Origin of the sequence: Bradyrhizobium sp. 956_D2_N1_4, assembly GCF_052076025.1 — a bacterium.
Classification (GTDB): Bacteria; Pseudomonadota; Alphaproteobacteria; order Rhizobiales; family Xanthobacteraceae; genus Bradyrhizobium; species Bradyrhizobium barranii.
In genome coordinates this window covers 5,740,688-5,757,054 of the sequence record NZ_CP197237.1, presented here as the reverse complement: position 1 = coordinate 5,757,054, position 16,367 = coordinate 5,740,688, and the positions used below count along the sequence as shown (strand labels likewise).

Here is a 16,367-nt window from a genome sequence, read left to right as displayed (position 1 = left end):
GCAGCGACGGTATAGCCGCGGCCAAGCGGGTTTTCCCCGTCTTATATGAAGTTCGGTACCGGAAGCTGGCGCGACATCATTGTCGCCCGTCGCGGCAGGAAATCAAGTGCTAGCTTTGACGCGGCGGCCATGGGCTCACTCCGCGAACTGGCCGGCGACCAAAAGTATCGCTCCCTTTGGGGCGGCGGACCGAGTGAAGGCGGTGGTTATTTTGCCAGCTTGCGCACGGCCTCATCGACGCTGTGGAAGACGTGTTCGCGGGGCAGGGCGTCGAACAGTCTGAAACGTTCGAACGCGTTCTGCGCGCGCACCGATTCCAGCCGCGCCAGCGCGACGGTGACGCCCTGTTCGCTGCACGCCTTGAAGACGTCGAGCAGGATCTGCGCGGCGGTGAAGTCGATCTCGACCATGCCGCTCGCCTCCAGCACCAGCAGTTGCGGCGTCGAGGTGCCGAGCACCTTGGCCACGTCGCTGCGAAAACCCGGCGCGTTGAGGAAGGACAGCGGCGCCTGGAGCCCAATCACGGCGACGCCGGCGACGCGCTCGCCGGTGATGTGCGGATGCGCCGGCCACCAGATCGTGGTGCCCGGCACGCGCTCGAACTCGACGAGCCGCGCGCGCGTCGTGCTCCAGATGCCGTGCAGCAGCGACAGCACGATGCCGAGGAAGGCGCCCTGCTGGATCGGCAGCACGATGATCAGCGCGGCAGTGGCGACGATCAGCAGGAACTCGCTGAACGATTGCCGGTAGATCATGGCGATCTGCTTCACCCGGATGATCCGCAGCGCCACGAACAGCAGGATGCCGCCGAGCGCGGCGTCCGGAACGTGCTGCAGCAGCCCCGTCCCGAACGCGAGCAGCGCCAGCACGATTGCCCCGGCCGCAAGGCCCGCGAGCTGCGATTGTCCGCCGGTCTCGACAACGATCCCGGTTCGCGGCGGGCTGGCATTGACCGGAAACGCGCCGAACAGGCCGGACAGCACGCTGCCGGCGCCCGCCCCGAGGAAGTCGCGGTCGACATCGGCAGGCTTGTCGGGATCGGACGGGAACGACCGCGTCGTCGCCGCGGTCTGCACCATCACCACGACCGTGATGACGAAGGCGAGCGGCACCAGGCGCACCCATAGCTCCGGTGCCAGGTCAGGCAAGGTCGGCCGCGGCAGCGTGCCCGGCACCGCGCCGACGACGCTGACGCCCTTGCTTTCGAGGCCGAGCGCGATTGTGGCCAGCGTCGCGGCGACGAGCCCGATCAGCGCGCCCGGAATTTTCGCGCTGACCCTCTCGGCGATGAAGACCACGGCGAGCACACCAAGCCCGATGCAGAGCGTGAAGGGGTTCGTGCGGCCGAGTTCGGTCGCGAGCACGCCGATGCGTTCGAGTGTCGGCCCGCTTGGTGATGGAAGCCCGAGCACGCCCGGCAGTTGCGAGACGATGATGTGGACGGAGATGCCGGCGAGGAAGCCGACCATCACCGGCACGGACAGAAGATTGGCGATGCCGCCGAGGCGGAAAGCGCCGCTGGCCAGCATCATCGCGCCGACCATCAGCGCCAGCGCGATCGCAAGCCCCTGATACTCAGGCGAGCCGGTGGCAGCGAGCGCGGCAAGTCCGCCGGCGAAGATCGGCGTGATCGTGGAATCCGCGCCGCAGGACAGGAAGCGGTTGCCGCCGAGCAGCGCGAAACCGAGCGAGCCCGCCATGAACGCGAAGAAGCCGATCTGCGGCGCAAAACCGCCGAGCCGCGCCGTGGCCATCTGCTCGGGGATCGCAATCGCCGCCAGCGTCAGGCCCGCCATGAGGTCGCCGGGCAGGGCATAGGACGCGAGTGACCGGAACAGCGGCCATGAGCTCTTGGCGGGCGCGTCGTGCGGCATCGATATGGAATCCCCGGAAAGGCTGGCGTCAGCAGATCAGCCTACAGTACTTCCGGAAGGCCACAGAAGGCGAAATATCCGCAACTCTCGTGTCCCGGACGCGCTGCAACGCCCAGCGTTGCTGCGCAGAGCCGGGACCCATCGCGCCGCACAGTTCGCTGGTACATGGGCCCCGGCTCTGCAGCGCACCGCACCGGACGATGCGTCGCATCGCCGGGAGCGCTGCGCTCCGTCCGGGGCACGAGAGTTGCTGGCCGCTCACCATCAACAGAAATGTCCGCAGGCAGGGCCTGCGGACATCCATTCGCTTGGTGAACTGGGGCTCAATACCTGCCGCGGTTGTAGTCGCCGCGTCCGTAGCCGCCTCCGCCACGGCCGCCCATACCCATGCCGAGACCAATCCCGACGCCAATTCCGACGCCCACGGCTTCAGGTGGCGGGCCAGGTGGCGGCGCGCGCTCGTAGATCACTTCGTCGGGCGGCGGCCGGCGCGGCTTCGGCGGCGTCTCGACCACCTTTCGCTTCGGCGGCGTGTCGTCGACGCGCTTCTTGATGACGGGCGCCACCGCCGGATTGACCGGCGTTGCCGGTGTCGACGGCGCCGAGCACGGGCAGGTTGGGGCCATTGCGACCGCGACCGGAGCAGGGGCCGCTGCGGCCGCGACCGGCAAGGCATAGTTGCGGTTCTGCACGCGGAGCAGCAGCCGGCGCGCGGTTGCGGCGAGGTCGCTGTTGTCCCAATTCGCCAGATAGGCCTCGAACGAAGCGCGCGTGTTGATGGCGGTGGCGCGCTCCCAGGCCAGCATCTGGCGCCGGCGCTCCAGGATCGTGCGCAGGCGCGGCGTGTAGGAGGCCTGTGCGTAGAGCTCGACATAGGCCTGATACGCCTCGACGGTGTCGTCGGCGATCACCAGCTCATAGGCAGCCTTCGGCTCCTTGCCCTGCAAATCCTTGCGCCAGTCCGCGACGCTGCGCGTGCCGCTGGCGAGTGCCATGGCGGATGCGCCCGGGAGAGCAGGCTGTCCGCCGCTGCTCTCGCCGCCGAAGAACTTGAAGTCGGTCGTCAGCGACGAGCTTTCCCAGGGGATCTGCCGCCCGTCGGTCGATTGCGCCACGGCGATGCGGATGCGCTTGAACACTTCCTCGATCGGCAGGTTGGGCTGCTTGGCGACGGTCAGCGCGGCCGTGGTGTAGGGGCTGTCGACGCCGGAGCCGTCCTCTGCTTCCGCGCCGGGCGAGGTCGAATAGGAGATGAAGGAGCCGGGTGCACCGGCCTTGGTGTCGACGATCGCGAGCCCGTGGCCGGCGCCGCTGAGCGCCGGGAACGGATTGTTGCGGCAGGCGTCGAGCATGAAGATGCGTGCCCGCGTCGGCAGCGCGCCGAGCGTGTTGAGCAGATCGTTCAGCCGTACGCCCTGGAGCGGAATATCGGCCTCGCGCTTGGGATCGAGATCGACCGGCACCAGATAGTTCTCGCCGTCGATCTGGAGGCCGTGGCCGGCATAGAACACCAGTGCGACGGTGTCGGCGCCGCTGGCGCTGACCTTGCCGGCGAAATCGGAGATCGCAGCGCGCATCTCGTTCTGCGCCAAATTGGCCGCCGTGGTGACGGTGAAGCCGGCATTGCCGAGCAGCTCCGTCATGCCCCTGGCGTCGTTGGCTGCGTTGGGCAGCTCCGGCACGGTGCGATAGGCCGATTGACCGATCACGAGTGCGAGCCGCGCCTCGGCGTCGGCGTCCGTCGGTGTCATCAATTGCGCGAGCGCGACAAGGCTGGAGGCAAGAAACAAATTGCGAAGGACTGGACGGCGCATAGTGTCACCTCCATCGGCAATGCGCGCGATGATGTCACCTTTTCTAGGTCGCGGCCACGCGTCTGTCTGTGCACTGGATCACGCAGCAAGCTGCGGCAAAATGGGGCAGGGCGTCTGCCGGAGCCGCCGGGTATCGCTCCGGCGGCATCCATGTGAATTGCGCATTGATCCATGCACCAATTGGATTGATCCCCGCTGTTGCGCGAAGCGTCCTGTCGCACATCGGCCACCAGGCCGATCCGATCGAGAATCCCGGACAAACATGGTTGTTTTGACGGCGCCGATGCCGTCGATGCTCGCGACACGCCGCTTTGCGACGGCCGGCTGCAACCCTTGCCTGCCCCGTCGCTTTGGCCATACAGTCCGCGCAACAGGCCGCGGCAGCGATCTCGGCCGTAAACAAGAATATTCGGGGAGAGACCGCGCCATGACCATCGTGCCCGTGAGCCGTCGCACGTTCATCAAGTCGTCGACGGCGGTTACCGCCGGCCTCGTTCTCTCTCCCGCCATCATCGGTCGCGCCGAAGCGGCGACGCTGAAGCTGAAATGCTCCTCCTCGCTGCCGAACGATCCGAAATACGCCAACGGCCGCGTCTACTACGACAACCTCGTCAAGAACCTGAAGGGCAACGGGCTCGGCGAGCAGGTCGAGGTCGCCTTCTTTCCCGACAACCAGCTCGGGCAGGAGATCGACGTCATCAATTCGGTGAAGCTCGGCGTCATCGACCTCATGGTATCGGGTTCGTCGATCTCCGCCAACCTGGTGCCGCTGGTCGGCACCTTCGATCTCGGCTTTCTGTTCTCGAGCTTCCCGCAGCAGACCAAGGCGTTCGATTCCGGCGCCGCCAAGCCGATCGAGGACGCGCTGCTCAAGAGTGGCAACATCCGCATCATCGCCTGGGCCTATAATTTCGGCTCACGCAGCGTGCTCGCGAGGAAGCCGGTGAAGACGCCGGAGGATCTCGCCGGCCTCAAGATCAGGACGCTGCCGAATCCGGTGATCACGGAATGCCTGCGCCTGATGGGCGCCGCCGCGACGCCCCTGGCCTTCGGCGAGATCTACACGGCGCTCCAGGCCGGCGTGCTCGACGGGCTGGAGCACGATCCGCCGACGATCCTGGCCAGCAAGTTCTTCGAAACGGCAAAATTCTACTCGCTGACGCAGCACAATTTCTCGCCGCTCGCGATCTACTTCAGCGACGTGACCTACAACCGCATGGATCCGAAGCTGCGCGAGGGTTTCCTCGATGCCGCCAAGAAGGCCGCGGCCGACACGCGTGCCCATGGGCTTGCGGTCGAGAAGGAGGCGCTGACGGCTTTGACCGAGAAGGGCGTGACGGTGGCCGAATGCGACCGCGAAGCCTTCAAGAAGCGCGTCGCGCCGCAGCACGAGAACTTCATCAAGGCGCGGCCGGAGTCCAAGCCGGTCATCGACATCATCCGCGCGACGCAAGCTTGAGATGACCAAGTCTGAGATGGCGTTGACAGCCGCCGTGCCCCTCTCGGGCGGCCGCCACGGGAGCATTACGCTGCTGCTTCGCCTCAGCGACGCGATTGCGGCCATCCTCCTGGCCGCCGATCTCGTGGTCGTCTGCGCGTCGGTGCTGCTGCGCTTCTGCTTCAATGCGCCGGTCGAATGGTCTGACGACGTCGCGCGCGGCCTGATGGTCGGCTCGGCCTTCTTCGGCGCAGCGAGCGCGCTCGCGCGTGGCGAGAATGTCGGCGTGTCCTTCTTCCGCGATCTGCTGCCGGTGCGGCTGCGCACGCTGGTCGATGCCGCGAGTGCGCTTCTGGTCGTGCTGATCTCCGGCTATGTCGCCTACAACGCCATCAAGCTGGGATCGTTGACTTCAGGCCAGACCACCGGGTCCGGCCTGCCGCTGGAGCTGACCTTCTACCCGATGGGCATCGGCGCGCTGTTCATGACGGTGTTCGCGATCGACCAGCTCTGCGCGCGGCCGCTGCCCGACATCGTCAGGGGCCTCGTTGCCGTCGTCATCGTCAGCGGCCTCTATCTCGCCTGGGATTATCTGTCGCCGTCCACGGTGCCGTCGGCGGGCACGCTGATGTTTATCGGCTTCTTCGCAACCCTGTTCGGCGGATTGCCGATCGGCTTTGCGCTGGCGCTGGCCGCGCTGATCTTCATCTGGGTCGAAGGCGCGCTGCCCGGCGTGATCTTCGCCCAGCAGATGGCGCGCGGCATCGACAATTTCGTGCTGCTCGCGATTCCCTTCTTCATCCTCGTCGGCTACCTCATGGAAGCCAACGGCATGTCGGTGCGGCTGATCGAGTTGCTACAGCGCGGCGTCGGCCGTATGCGCGGCGGCCTGAATGTCGTGATGGTGGCCTCGATGGTGCTGTTCTCCGGCATCTCGGGCTCGAAGATGGCGGATGTCGCCGCGGTCGGCTCGGTGCTGATCCCGGCGGCGCGACGCTCGAAGCAGAACCCGGGCGGCGCGGTGGCGCTGCTTGCCGCATCCGCGGTGATGGCGGAGACCATTCCGCCCTGCATCAACCTGATCATCCTGGGTTTCGTCGCGAACCTGTCGATCGGCGGCCTGTTCGTCGCGGGGCTGTTGCCGGCGGCGCTGATGGCGCTGGTCCTGATCGCGGTGTCCATCATCTTCGGCAAGCGGCCGGCGGATACCGAGGACGTTGCGCCGCAGATGCCGGTGTCGGGCCTGTGGAGCGGCGCCATCGCCTCGTTCGGCCTGATCTTCATGATCTTCTTCGGCTTCAAGAGCGGATTTGCGACGGCGACGGAGATCTCCGCGTTTGCCGTGGCCTATGCGCTCGTCGTCGGCAGCGTCGTGTTCCGCGAGCTCACCTTTAGGTCGGCCGCACACAGCTTCGTGCAGGGCGCGACGCGCGCGGGGCTCGTGCTGTTCATCGTCGCCGCGGCGCAGTCGCTGGCGTTCACGCTGACCTTGCAGCAGGTGCCGCATGCGGTCGGCGATTTCATGCTGGGACTGTCCAAGACCTCAGGCGTCTGGCTGTTCATCCTGCTCGCGATCGCGGTGCTGATCGTGATGGGCTCGGTGTTGGAAGGCGCGGCCGCGTTGATCATCTTCGGGCCGCTGCTGCTGCCGGTGGCCGTGCAGCTCGGTGTCGATCCCCTGCATTTCGGCGTCGTGCTGGTCATCGCGATGGGCATCGGCCTGTTCGCGCCGCCGCTCGGGCTCGGACTCTACGGCGCCTGCCTGATCGGCAACGTGCCGATCGAGCAGACGGTGAAGCCGATCATGGGCTATCTCGGCCTGTTGTTCCTCTGCCTGCTCGTCATAGCCTTCGTGCCATGGCTCTCGACCGCGCTGCCGCGGGCATTCGGCTATTAAGGGAGTCTCGTCTTGAAAGTGTTGCTCGCCCATACGCCGGAGATGCGTCGCAATTACTACGGCGACCGCAGCCTGAACGGCCTGCGGGCAGCCGCCGAGGTGATCCTGCACGAGAGCGACGATACGCTGGACGCGGTTACCCTCGTGCGTGCGGCGAAAGATGCCGACATTATCGTCGCCGACCGCATGACGGAAGGGCGCGGCGAGATCTTTGCGCAACTGCCGCGCCTGCGTGCCTTCGTCCGCTGTGCCGTCGACATCCGCAACGTCAATGTCGATGCGGCCTCGCAAGCCGGCGTGCTCGTGACGCGGGCCGGTCCCGGCTTCGTGCAGGCGGTGGCCGAGCTTGCGATCGGCTACATGGTCGATCTCTCCCGCGGCGTCTCGCGGGCGACGGCGGATTACCAGGCCGGCCGCGAGGTCGAGGCGCGGATGGGCCGCCAGCTCGCCGGCAGCCGGATCGGCATCATCGGCTATGGCAGCATCGGGCGCTATCTCGCCGAAATCGCCAAGGTGATGCGCATGGAGGTGCTGGTCTCCGATCCCTTCGCTGATGTCAGCGACAGCGCGATCCGACAGGTCAGTCTCGACGAGCTTCTTGGGGCCTCCGACTATGTCGTCTGCCTCGCCATCGCCAACGAGAAGACCGAGAATTTGATCGGCGAGGCGGCGCTGGCGCGCATGCAGAAGTATGCCGTGTTCATCAATCTCTCGCGCGGCAATCTCGTCGACGAGGCTGCGCTGGCACGCGCGCTGCGCGAAAACCGCATCGCCGGCGCGGCGATGGATGTCGGCCGCGCGCCCGACCAGATGCCGAGCCCGGAGCTGGCGAGGCTTCCCAACGTTATCGCGACGCCACATGTCGGCGGGCTGACGCCACAGGCGATCGAATACCAGTCGCTGGAAACGGTGCGGCAGGTCGAAGCGATCGTCAAAGGCGAGGTCCCGCAAGGCGCCGTCAACGCCGACCGCTGGACGCGGCGGCCTTGAAGACTTACTAGCCGACAGCACAGCTCTCTCCGTTCCCTCTCCCCCTTGCGGGGGAGGGGCAGGGAGAGGGGTGCCGCACGGGGATTCTTTCCGTCGCGCACCGAGCGGTGCATCGTCGGCAACAAGCACCTTTTCCTGGGCTGCCCCTCTCCCCAACCCTCCCCCGCAAGGGGGGAGGGAGCGCACCTTTTTCGTGGCGCTAGTCGGGGCTAGCCTACAGCCGGTCCACCGCCCTGAACGTCCCGTCCTTCTGGATCACGGTCAAGAACACCTTCAGCGGCGCGTCGGTCATGCGCGCGCCGACGGTGACGATGCTGCCGCTGATGTCGAAGCGGCCGACGTCGTTGATGGCGCGCAGGAGGCTCGCGCGGGTCGGCTGCGGCCCGGCCTTCTCCAGCGCCGCGGCCGCGAGGCGGCCGGAGAGATAGCCTTCGAGCGAGACGAAGTCCGGTGTCAGCGTCGGGTCGAACGCGTTCTGCGCCGCCTGGTAGTCGGCGACGAGCTTTTGCGAGCGATCCCAGGGAAACGGCACGACCTGCGAGACGATGACGCCTTCGCCGTCGGGGCCGAGCTCTCGGGCGAGCGCATTGGCGCCGACGAAGGAGATGTTGACGAAGGTCGGATGGAAGCCGCTGCGATGCGCGAGCTTGATGAACTCCGCGCAAGGGCCGTAGGTCCCGACCATGACGACGGCTTCGGGCTCGGCGCGCTTGATCATGCGCCAGGCCGCGCCGACCGCGCGGGTGTTGCGCTCGAAGGTGCCTTCGGCGGCGAGCTCGAGGCCGCGCCTGGCGAGTGCGCGCTTCACGCCGGCGAGACCGTCGCGTCCGAAGGAATCGTCCTGATAGAAGATGCCGATGCGGGTGAAGTGGCGATCCTCGGTGAGGTGCTTGACCCAGGCCTCCGCTTCAGCGCCATAGCTTGCGCGAATGTTGACGACGTTCGCAAGCTCGAGGTCGCGCAGGAATTCAGCGCCGGTGAAGGGGCCGATGAAGGGGATGTTCCTGGTGCTGGTGATCGGTATCGTCGCCATCGCGGTCGGCGTGCCCACCGCGCCGATCAGCGCGAACACCTTGTCGTCCTCGATCAGCCGCAGCGTCTGCGCCACCGAGCGGTCGGGATCGTAGCCGTCGTCGCGGCTGATGAGCTGGAGCCTGCGGCCGTGGACGCCGCCCTTTTCGTTGATCTCGGTGAATGCCGCGACGATGCCTTGCCGCATCCGCTGTCCGAGCGCGGAGGAGGGGCCTTCGAGCGCGGCGGCCTGGCCGAACAGGATTGTATCGTCGCTGACGCCGACCTCGTCGCCTTTCGCTGCAGGATTGGCCGCGGCGAGTAGCGCGACGGCCAAAGCGACGCAGGCCGCTGATCGCGATCGTGTCATGAGGATGCTTGCCGGATAAGGGAATACCTGCCGGAAACGATAGTCCCGTCGTCCTGAACAGCTCGCTAACCCCTGATGTAACGGTGCTCCGTAGGACTCCGGGGAAAAGCGGCAAATTGCTCGCACAATGGGCCCTGCTTGCAGGCCAATCGTTAACTAAGCCACGCAATGCGCGACGACCCGGTTTCGAAATTGTGCGGTTCTTAACCGCGATCCTGGTCCGATAGCAGTTCCGGCAGCTCAACCAGAAGTGGGTTGCCGCGACGAGGGGACTTGCGGATCAAGATGGGCGGTCGGGGGCGGAACGATCAGGATAGAGAACGTATGACCGGATGGTGGCGCGCCGCGCCGCTGCTCGGACTCTATCGCCCTGCGCTCGTCGCAATCGGCGTCGGTCTTCTGTTTTCGCTCGTCGGCGCCGCCGCCGTGGCGCGATGGGAAAATCGCGTCAACAAGATCGAGTTCGAGAACGCCGCTGAAACCGAAGCCATCGTCATGCAGAACGGCATGAGCGAGTACATCTCCAGGCTCGTCGCGCTGCGTACGCTGTTCGAATCGACCAACGAGGAAATCACCCGCAGCGAATTCGAGACCTTCAGCTCCCGGCTGTTCGAACGTCATCCCGGCATGCTACGCATCTCCTGGCTGCCGCGCGTCAACCGCAAAGAGCGCGCCGAATACGAGGCCGCCGCGGCCACGGACGGCGTGTCCGGCTATCGCATCAAGTCGCTCCAGGGCGAGACCTTCGCGACCGCGCCGCAAGCCGATGAATATTTCCCGGTGTTCTACTCGACCCAGCCGAAGACGTCGTCGGTCTACGGCATGGATTACGCGACCGTTCCAGAGCGCCGCGCAGCCCTCGAGCGCGCGCGCGACAACGACCGCGTCGCCGCCATTCGCACGCGCCTCTACGAACCGAAGGAGGGCGGCCGGCAGCCCGACGTGCTCGTTGCCATTCCCGTCTACGCCAAGGGAACCTCGCGCGAGGCGGTGGCGGACCGGCGCCGCAATCTGGCGGGCTTCGTCGTCGGCGTCTTCGACCTGCCGCTGCTGATCCAGTCCATTCGCGTGACCACGGGAGCAAGCCCCGCGGTCAGCGTGAACGTCTATCCGCCCTTCACGGGACAGATCGTCAGCCTGGAACAGACCCTGCCGGACTATTCGTCGGCCGCCACGTCGCCGCAGTCGATGCGGGACGTCGCCCGGGCGCTGCACTGGTCGGGCAGCCTCAAGATCGGGGATACCGACTGGCAGGTGCGCGCCATGCCGACGGCCGGCGGTTCGCTGGAGACGGCCTACGACCGCGCGGTTGCGGTCATCGTCGTCGGCATGCTGCTGACGCTGTCGCTCGCGACCTATCTGATGCTCGCAAGCCGCAACTCGCGGCGGCTCTCGCTGGCGAACCGGCGGGTGCTGGAACTCGCCCAGACCGACATCCTGACCGGGCTGCCGAACCGCGCCTTCTTCCTGACCCGGCTCGACATGATGAACAGCCAGTTGAGCGTGCGGGGCCTGCCGTTCGCGATCCTGATGCTCGATCTCGACCGCTTCAAGAACGTCAACGACTCGCTCGGCCACGGTGCGGGCGATGTGCTGCTGCGCCAGGTGGCGCTGCGGCTGAGATCTGCGCTGCGCGCCACCGACGTGCTGGCGCGGCTCGGCGGCGACGAGTTCGCCATCATCCAGGAGGCTTGCGACGATCAGCGGACTTGCGCGACCGAGCTCGCCGCGCGGATCGCGAAGCTGGTCGCCGAACCGTTCCTGCTGCCCGGCCATCGCGTCGAGATCGGCACCAGCATCGGCATCGCGATCGCACCGGACCACGGCAGCGACCAGGAGCAGCTGCTGAAGAAGGCGGACCTCGCGCTCTACCGCTCGAAATCGGCCGGCCGCAACTGCTTCACCATCTACGACGAGGCGATGTCGGCCGAGCTCGAGGCTCGCAATACGCTGGAAGGCGATTTGCGCGATGCCATCGCGCAGTGCCAGCTCGAAGTGCACTATCAGCCCTTTATGGACGTCGCCAGCGGTTGCCGTCGCGGCTTTGAGGCGCTGGTGCGCTGGCGGCATCCGAGCCGCGGCCTGATCCCGCCGGACCAGTTCATCGGGCTTGCCGAGGAAACCGGGCTGATCGTGCCGCTCGGCGAATTCGTGCTTCGGCGCGCCTGTGCGGACGCCGCCGCCTGGCCGTGCGATCTCATGGTTGCCGTGAATCTGTCGCCGATCCAGTTCAAGGAAGCCGAGCTGTTCGAGACGATCTGCGCGGCGCTGGCAGATTCCGGCCTGGCGCCGCAGCGGCTGGAGATCGAGATCACCGAATCCGTGCTGCTGGAACGCGGCGTCGAGAACCTTGCCTTCATGGAGCGGCTAAAGCACATCGGCATCGAGCTCGCGCTCGACGATTTCGGCACCGGCTATTCGTCGCTGAGCTATCTGACCACGTTCCCGTTCGACAAGATCAAGATCGACAAGTCCTTCATCCGCAACCTCACGCATCAGCCGCGCAGCTCCGCGATCATCGCCTCGATCGTGACGCTCGCACGCGGCCTCGACATGTCGGTCACCGCCGAAGGCGTCGAGACAGCTGAGGAGTTCGAGCGGCTGACGGCGCTCGGCGTCAATTTTGCGCAAGGCTATCTGTTCGGACGCCCGCAGCCGGTCGACCAGATCGCATTCGACGAGACCGCTCAGCCTTCGCAGCGCAACGCGGCCTGAGCGCGCGGCCCAAAGGGGCATCTCGTGAAAATCGCTTGACCCAGACGGCCCTGGATGGTCGGTAGCACCATCTAGGGATGAAATAAGCACAACATGCGGCTTCCGTTCTTCTACGGCTGGGTCGTGGTCGCGGTGACCTTCGTGACCATGGCGATCGGCGTCAACGCACGCACCGCGTTTTCGCTGTTCTTTCCTCCCATCATCTCCGAATTCGGCTGGGAACGCGGCGTCACTGCCGGCGCGTTCTCCTTCGGCTTCGTCGTGTCGGGCATCGTCAGCCCGCTGATCGGCCGCCTGATGGATCGCGCCGGCCCGCGCGCGGTGATGGAACTCGGTGTCGTGCTGATGGGCGGCGGCCTGCTGCTCGCGCCACTCACCAGCACGCCCTGGCATCTCTACGTGACCATCGGCGTCATGGTCGGCGCCGGCTCGGTGTGTCTCGGCTATTCCGGCCAGTCGCTGTTCCTGCCGAACTGGTTCATCCGCAAGCGCGGCTTCGCCATCGGCATTGCCTTTGCCGGCGTCGGCATCGGCTCGGTGACGCTGCTGCCCTGGGTGCAGCACATGATCGAAGAGACCGGCTGGCGCACCGCCTGTACCGCGATGGGGCTGCTCATCCTCGTCGTGCTGGCGCCGATCAATCTGTTCCTGCACAAGCGGCCCGAAGACATCGGCCTCCAGCCGGACGGCGATGCCACGCCGGCGGCGGGCGCGGCGACACCGGTGTCCAACATCGTCGATCCCGTCTGGGTCGGCACCGACTGGACGCTCAAGCGCGCGGTTGCGACCGCGCGCTTCTGGTGGATCGCGCTCGGCTATTTCAGCGGCCTGTACATCTGGTACGCGGTGCAGGTGCACCAGACCAAATTCCTGCTCGACATCGGCTTCAGCCCCGGTGTCGCGGTGTGGGCGCTCGGCATCGTCAGCCTGCTCGGCATTCCCGGCCAGATCCTGCTCGGCCACGTCTCCGACCGGATCGGGCGGGAATGGGTGTGGGCGATCAGCTGCGCAGGCTTTGCGATCTGCTTCGCGGCGCTGATGGCGCTGAAATTCCAGCCGTCGCTGTGGCTGGTCTATGTCATGGTGTTCGCGCAAGGCGCGCTCGGCTACGGCCTCACCTCGATCATGGGCGCGGTGGTGTTCGAGATCTTCCAGGGCAGGCACCAGGGCAGCATTTTTGGAACGATCATGCTGGCGGCCCTGGCCGGCGGCGCGGCGGGTCCCTGGCTCACGGGTTTCCTCTATGATCGCACCGGCGACTACACGCTCGCCTTCGCCATCGCCATGGTCGTGAGCGGACTGTCTGCGCTCTCGGTCTGGCAGGCCGCTCCACGCAAGGTGCGGGCGGTGGCCGGCCGGTTGCACAAGCTCAAGCCCACAAGCGCGGCCGAATAGGTTCCGATGCATCGGATTGCCTTCGCAGCTTTCGCGAGCCGTTAAGCATGTCGCGTCTTGGCCGGACGCGACCCGGTTGCAAAAACGTCTTGGACACCATCGCGGCGCTAGCCTCGGCCCCCCTTGCCATCTTCCCGATGCATCCGGGTCCAACGATGTCTGCCGCCGATTGTCCCATGACAGAAATTCCGGACGTGCTGCTGGCTGCGCTCGAATGTGCCGACGGCGGTATCGTCATCGTCGACAGCGCGCGTCGCATCACGCATTTCAATGCCGGTGCAGAGCGGATCTGGAAACTCGCGCGCGCCGAGGTGCTCGGCTGCGACGCCGAACTTCTCACGCTCAAATGCCTTCGGGCCGATCCGGTCGCGGAGTTCCGCGACGAGATCAGCCTCGTGCGGCGCGACGGCACCCGGATCCGGGCGGCCATCTCGCTTTCATCCGTCACGCGTGGCGGCGCCACCCATCACGTCGTGTTCGCGCGTGACGTCACCGCGGAGGCCGAGCGCCGCGTCAGAATCGGGCTTCTCCACGCCGTCTCCGACCAGACCAACCGCGCGGTGCTCATCACCGACACGGACCAGAACATCGTCTACGTCAATTCCACCTTCGGGACGCTGTTTGGCTACACCAGCGAGGAGGCCGAGGGCCGCCGCGCCGGCGCGCTGATCGCCGGCCGCCACACCGATCGGAAGGCCGTCGCGAAGCTCGTCAAGCGCCTGATGACCGGCGGCCGCCGCGGCGAAATCGAGACGCTGGTCTACAACAAGGGCGGCGAGGAGATCTGGGTCTGCGCCCGTATCGACGTCTTCCGCGACAAGAAGGGCCGTGCCAGGCACATCTTCGCGCTGCTCGAGGACATCACCGAGACCAGGCAGCTGCGCTCGCTCCAGCAGCTCATCATGAGTGCGCTGGCCGACGAGGTTCCGATCACCGATATCGCCGACAGGCTGTGCCGAAGGGTCGAGGAGATCGCGCCTGACGTGGTTTGCTCGTTGCTTCACGTCGATGCCGCAGGCCTCGTCCATCCGCTCGGCGGGCCCAGCCTGCCCGAGGACTATTCGCGTGCGCTGGACGGCATCGCGATCGGTCCGAATGTCGGATCCTGCGGCACCGCGGCCTTCTACGGTGAACCGGTGCTGGCCGAAGATCTCGACACCGATCCGCGCTGGCAGCCCTACAAGACGCGTCCGCTCGAAGTGGGCCTGCGCGCCTGCTGGTCGACACCGATCAAGGCCAAGGACGGCCGGGTCATCGCCACCTTCGCCTTCTATTTCCGTGAAACGCGCGCGCCGAGCAACTGGCACCGCCGCATCGTCAACGCCTGCGTCGACCTCGGCGCCTTCGCGATCGAGCGCAAGGAAGCTCGCGCCGAGATCGCGCGGCTCGCCTATCACGACATTCTCACCGGGCTGCCGAACCGCGCGCAACTGCGGCACCTGATCACCACGGCCATCGATGCCTGCCCGACCGGCAGCCACGTCGCGCTGGCCTTCCTCGACGTCGATCATTTCAAGGACGTCAACGACACGTTCGGCCACGCTGCCGGCGATGAGCTGCTGATCCAGCTCGCGCAGCGCCTGCGCGAGCAGATCGGCCCTGAGGACATGCTGGGACGGCTCGGCGGCGACGAGTTCGTCATCCTGCTGCCGCAGCGCAATGCCGAGAGCGCCGAGCGCGTCGCGGCCGGGGTCGCGGAGGCGCTCGCCGCGCCGCTGCGGCTTGGCTCCAGGCAGCTGCAGATGTCGGCGAGCATCGGCATCAGCCTCTATCCCGACCATGCGACCGACATCGACACCTTGATGCAGCAGGCGGATGCGGCCATGTACATGGCCAAGCAGGCCGGCCGCTCCACCCATCGCATCTTCAGCGCCGAAATGAACGGGCTCACCGAGCAGCGCCTGGCGCTGATCGCCGCGCTGCGCCGCGCCATCGCCGAGGGCGCGCTGACCCTCAGCTACCAGCCGCAGATCCGCAGTTGCGACGGTGCCGTCCATGGCGTCGAGGCATTGGCGCGCTGGCATGATGCCGTGCTCGGCGACGTCTCGCCGGCGAAGTTCATCCCGCTCGCCGAGGAGTGCGGCCTGATCGAGCAGATCGGCCTGTGGTCGGTGCGTGAGGCCTGCCGGCAGATGGCGGACTGGCGCCGCGCCGGGCTCAACATTCCCAGCGTGTCGGTGAACCTGTCGCCGATCAATTTCCGCAACGTCACGCTGGCGGCGCGGCTCAAGGACACCCTCGCCGAATACGATCTGCCGCCGGATGCGCTGATGCTCGAGATCACCGAGGGCACGTTCATGCGGGACAGCGTCGCCGCGCTGGAGACGATGAACGCGATCCGCGCGCTCGGCGTCGGGCTTTCCGTGGACGATTTCGGCACCGGCTATTCCAGCCTCAGCCGGCTCGCGCATCTGCCGATCCGCGAGCTGAAGATCGACCGCAGTTTCATGCGCGACATCGAGAGAGACGCGGGCGCGCTCGCGGTTGCCACCGCCGTGGTGCGCGTCGGACAGGGCCTCGGCATGACCGTCGTCGCCGAAGGCGTCGAGACCGAAGGCCAGCGCAAGACGCTGGCCGAGCTCGGCTGCGACGTCGTCCAGGGCTTCCTCTACGCGCCCGCGCTGCCGCCGGTCGCATTCGAACGCTGGTTGATCGAGCACTGCGCCGAGCAGGCGAGGGCAATGCTGGGGCGGCTCGATGTTACGCCGGCCGGTCGCGACGTGGTGAAGCGGTCGGCATAGTCGGCTCCAGGGCGTTCGCGTACAATCCGGCAGTCATCCCTTTCAACGGGTAGCCCCAGCCCCAGCCCCAGCTGATGATCGGCTGGTCGGATTTTTGTTTCTGGATATTTCCAATTGCCGAT

Annotated in this window: 9 protein-coding genes; 6 read left to right on the top strand and 3 right to left on the bottom strand. The window is 66.5% G+C overall.

Translation table 11 applies throughout. The features are described from left to right. Nucleotides 1–206: 206 nt before the first annotated feature. Nucleotides 207–1,874, bottom strand: coding sequence for a SulP family inorganic anion transporter (locus AB7535_RS27240; protein ID WP_085399492.1), 1,668 nt, complete (start codon nt 1,872–1,874; stop codon nt 207–209). 323 nt (nt 1,875–2,197) lie between these two features. After that, nucleotides 2,198–3,688, bottom strand: coding sequence for a caspase family protein (locus AB7535_RS27235; protein WP_085399491.1), 1,491 nt, complete (start codon nt 3,686–3,688; stop codon nt 2,198–2,200). A gap of 427 nt (nt 3,689–4,115) precedes the next feature. Here AB7535_RS27235 and AB7535_RS27230 point away from each other — a divergent pair, with 427 nt between their 5' ends. From AB7535_RS27230 to AB7535_RS27220, 3 genes are read left to right on the top strand one after another with little or no spacing between them, the layout of a single operon-like run. Continuing rightward, on the top strand, nt 4,116–5,147 hold the full coding sequence (locus tag AB7535_RS27230) for a TRAP transporter substrate-binding protein (protein WP_028147675.1): 1,032 nt from the start codon (nt 4,116–4,118) through the stop codon (nt 5,145–5,147). Between the two features lies 1 nt (nt 5,148). Continuing rightward, a complete protein-coding gene (locus AB7535_RS27225; RefSeq protein ID WP_224517443.1) occupies nt 5,149–7,023 on the top strand; it encodes a TRAP transporter large permease in 1,875 nt (624 codons plus the stop codon). Between the two features lie 12 nt (nt 7,024–7,035). Then, the gene (locus AB7535_RS27220) at nt 7,036–8,013 is read left to right on the top strand and encodes a hydroxyacid dehydrogenase (protein ID WP_085399490.1); all 978 of its coding nucleotides are present in this window, start codon (nt 7,036–7,038) and stop codon (nt 8,011–8,013) included. A 214-nt stretch (nt 8,014–8,227) separates the two neighbouring features. Here the strand turns inward: AB7535_RS27220 and AB7535_RS27215 are convergent, their stop codons facing one another. Beyond that, on the bottom strand, nt 8,228–9,394 hold the full coding sequence (locus AB7535_RS27215) for an ABC transporter substrate-binding protein (protein WP_085399751.1): 1,167 nt from the start codon (nt 9,392–9,394) through the stop codon (nt 8,228–8,230). Nucleotides 9,395–9,718: 324 nt separating this feature from the next. Between AB7535_RS27215 and AB7535_RS27210 the strand changes: the two genes are divergently transcribed. The 3 genes from AB7535_RS27210 (at nt 9,719) to AB7535_RS27200 (ending at nt 16,245) form a co-directional block, all read left to right on the top strand. Further along, entirely contained in the window at nt 9,719–12,109 is a 2,391-nt protein-coding gene (locus AB7535_RS27210) for a bifunctional diguanylate cyclase/phosphodiesterase (protein WP_085399750.1), read from the top strand. Nucleotides 12,110–12,202: 93 nt separating this feature from the next. After that, nucleotides 12,203–13,504 (top strand): MFS transporter, encoded by a 1,302-nt coding sequence (locus AB7535_RS27205; RefSeq protein ID WP_085399749.1) that lies wholly within the window; start codon nt 12,203–12,205, stop codon nt 13,502–13,504. 155 nt (nt 13,505–13,659) lie between these two features. After that, the gene (locus AB7535_RS27200) at nt 13,660–16,245 is read left to right on the top strand and encodes an EAL domain-containing protein (protein ID WP_085399753.1); all 2,586 of its coding nucleotides are present in this window, start codon (nt 13,660–13,662) and stop codon (nt 16,243–16,245) included. Nucleotides 16,246–16,367: the final 122 nt, after the last annotated feature.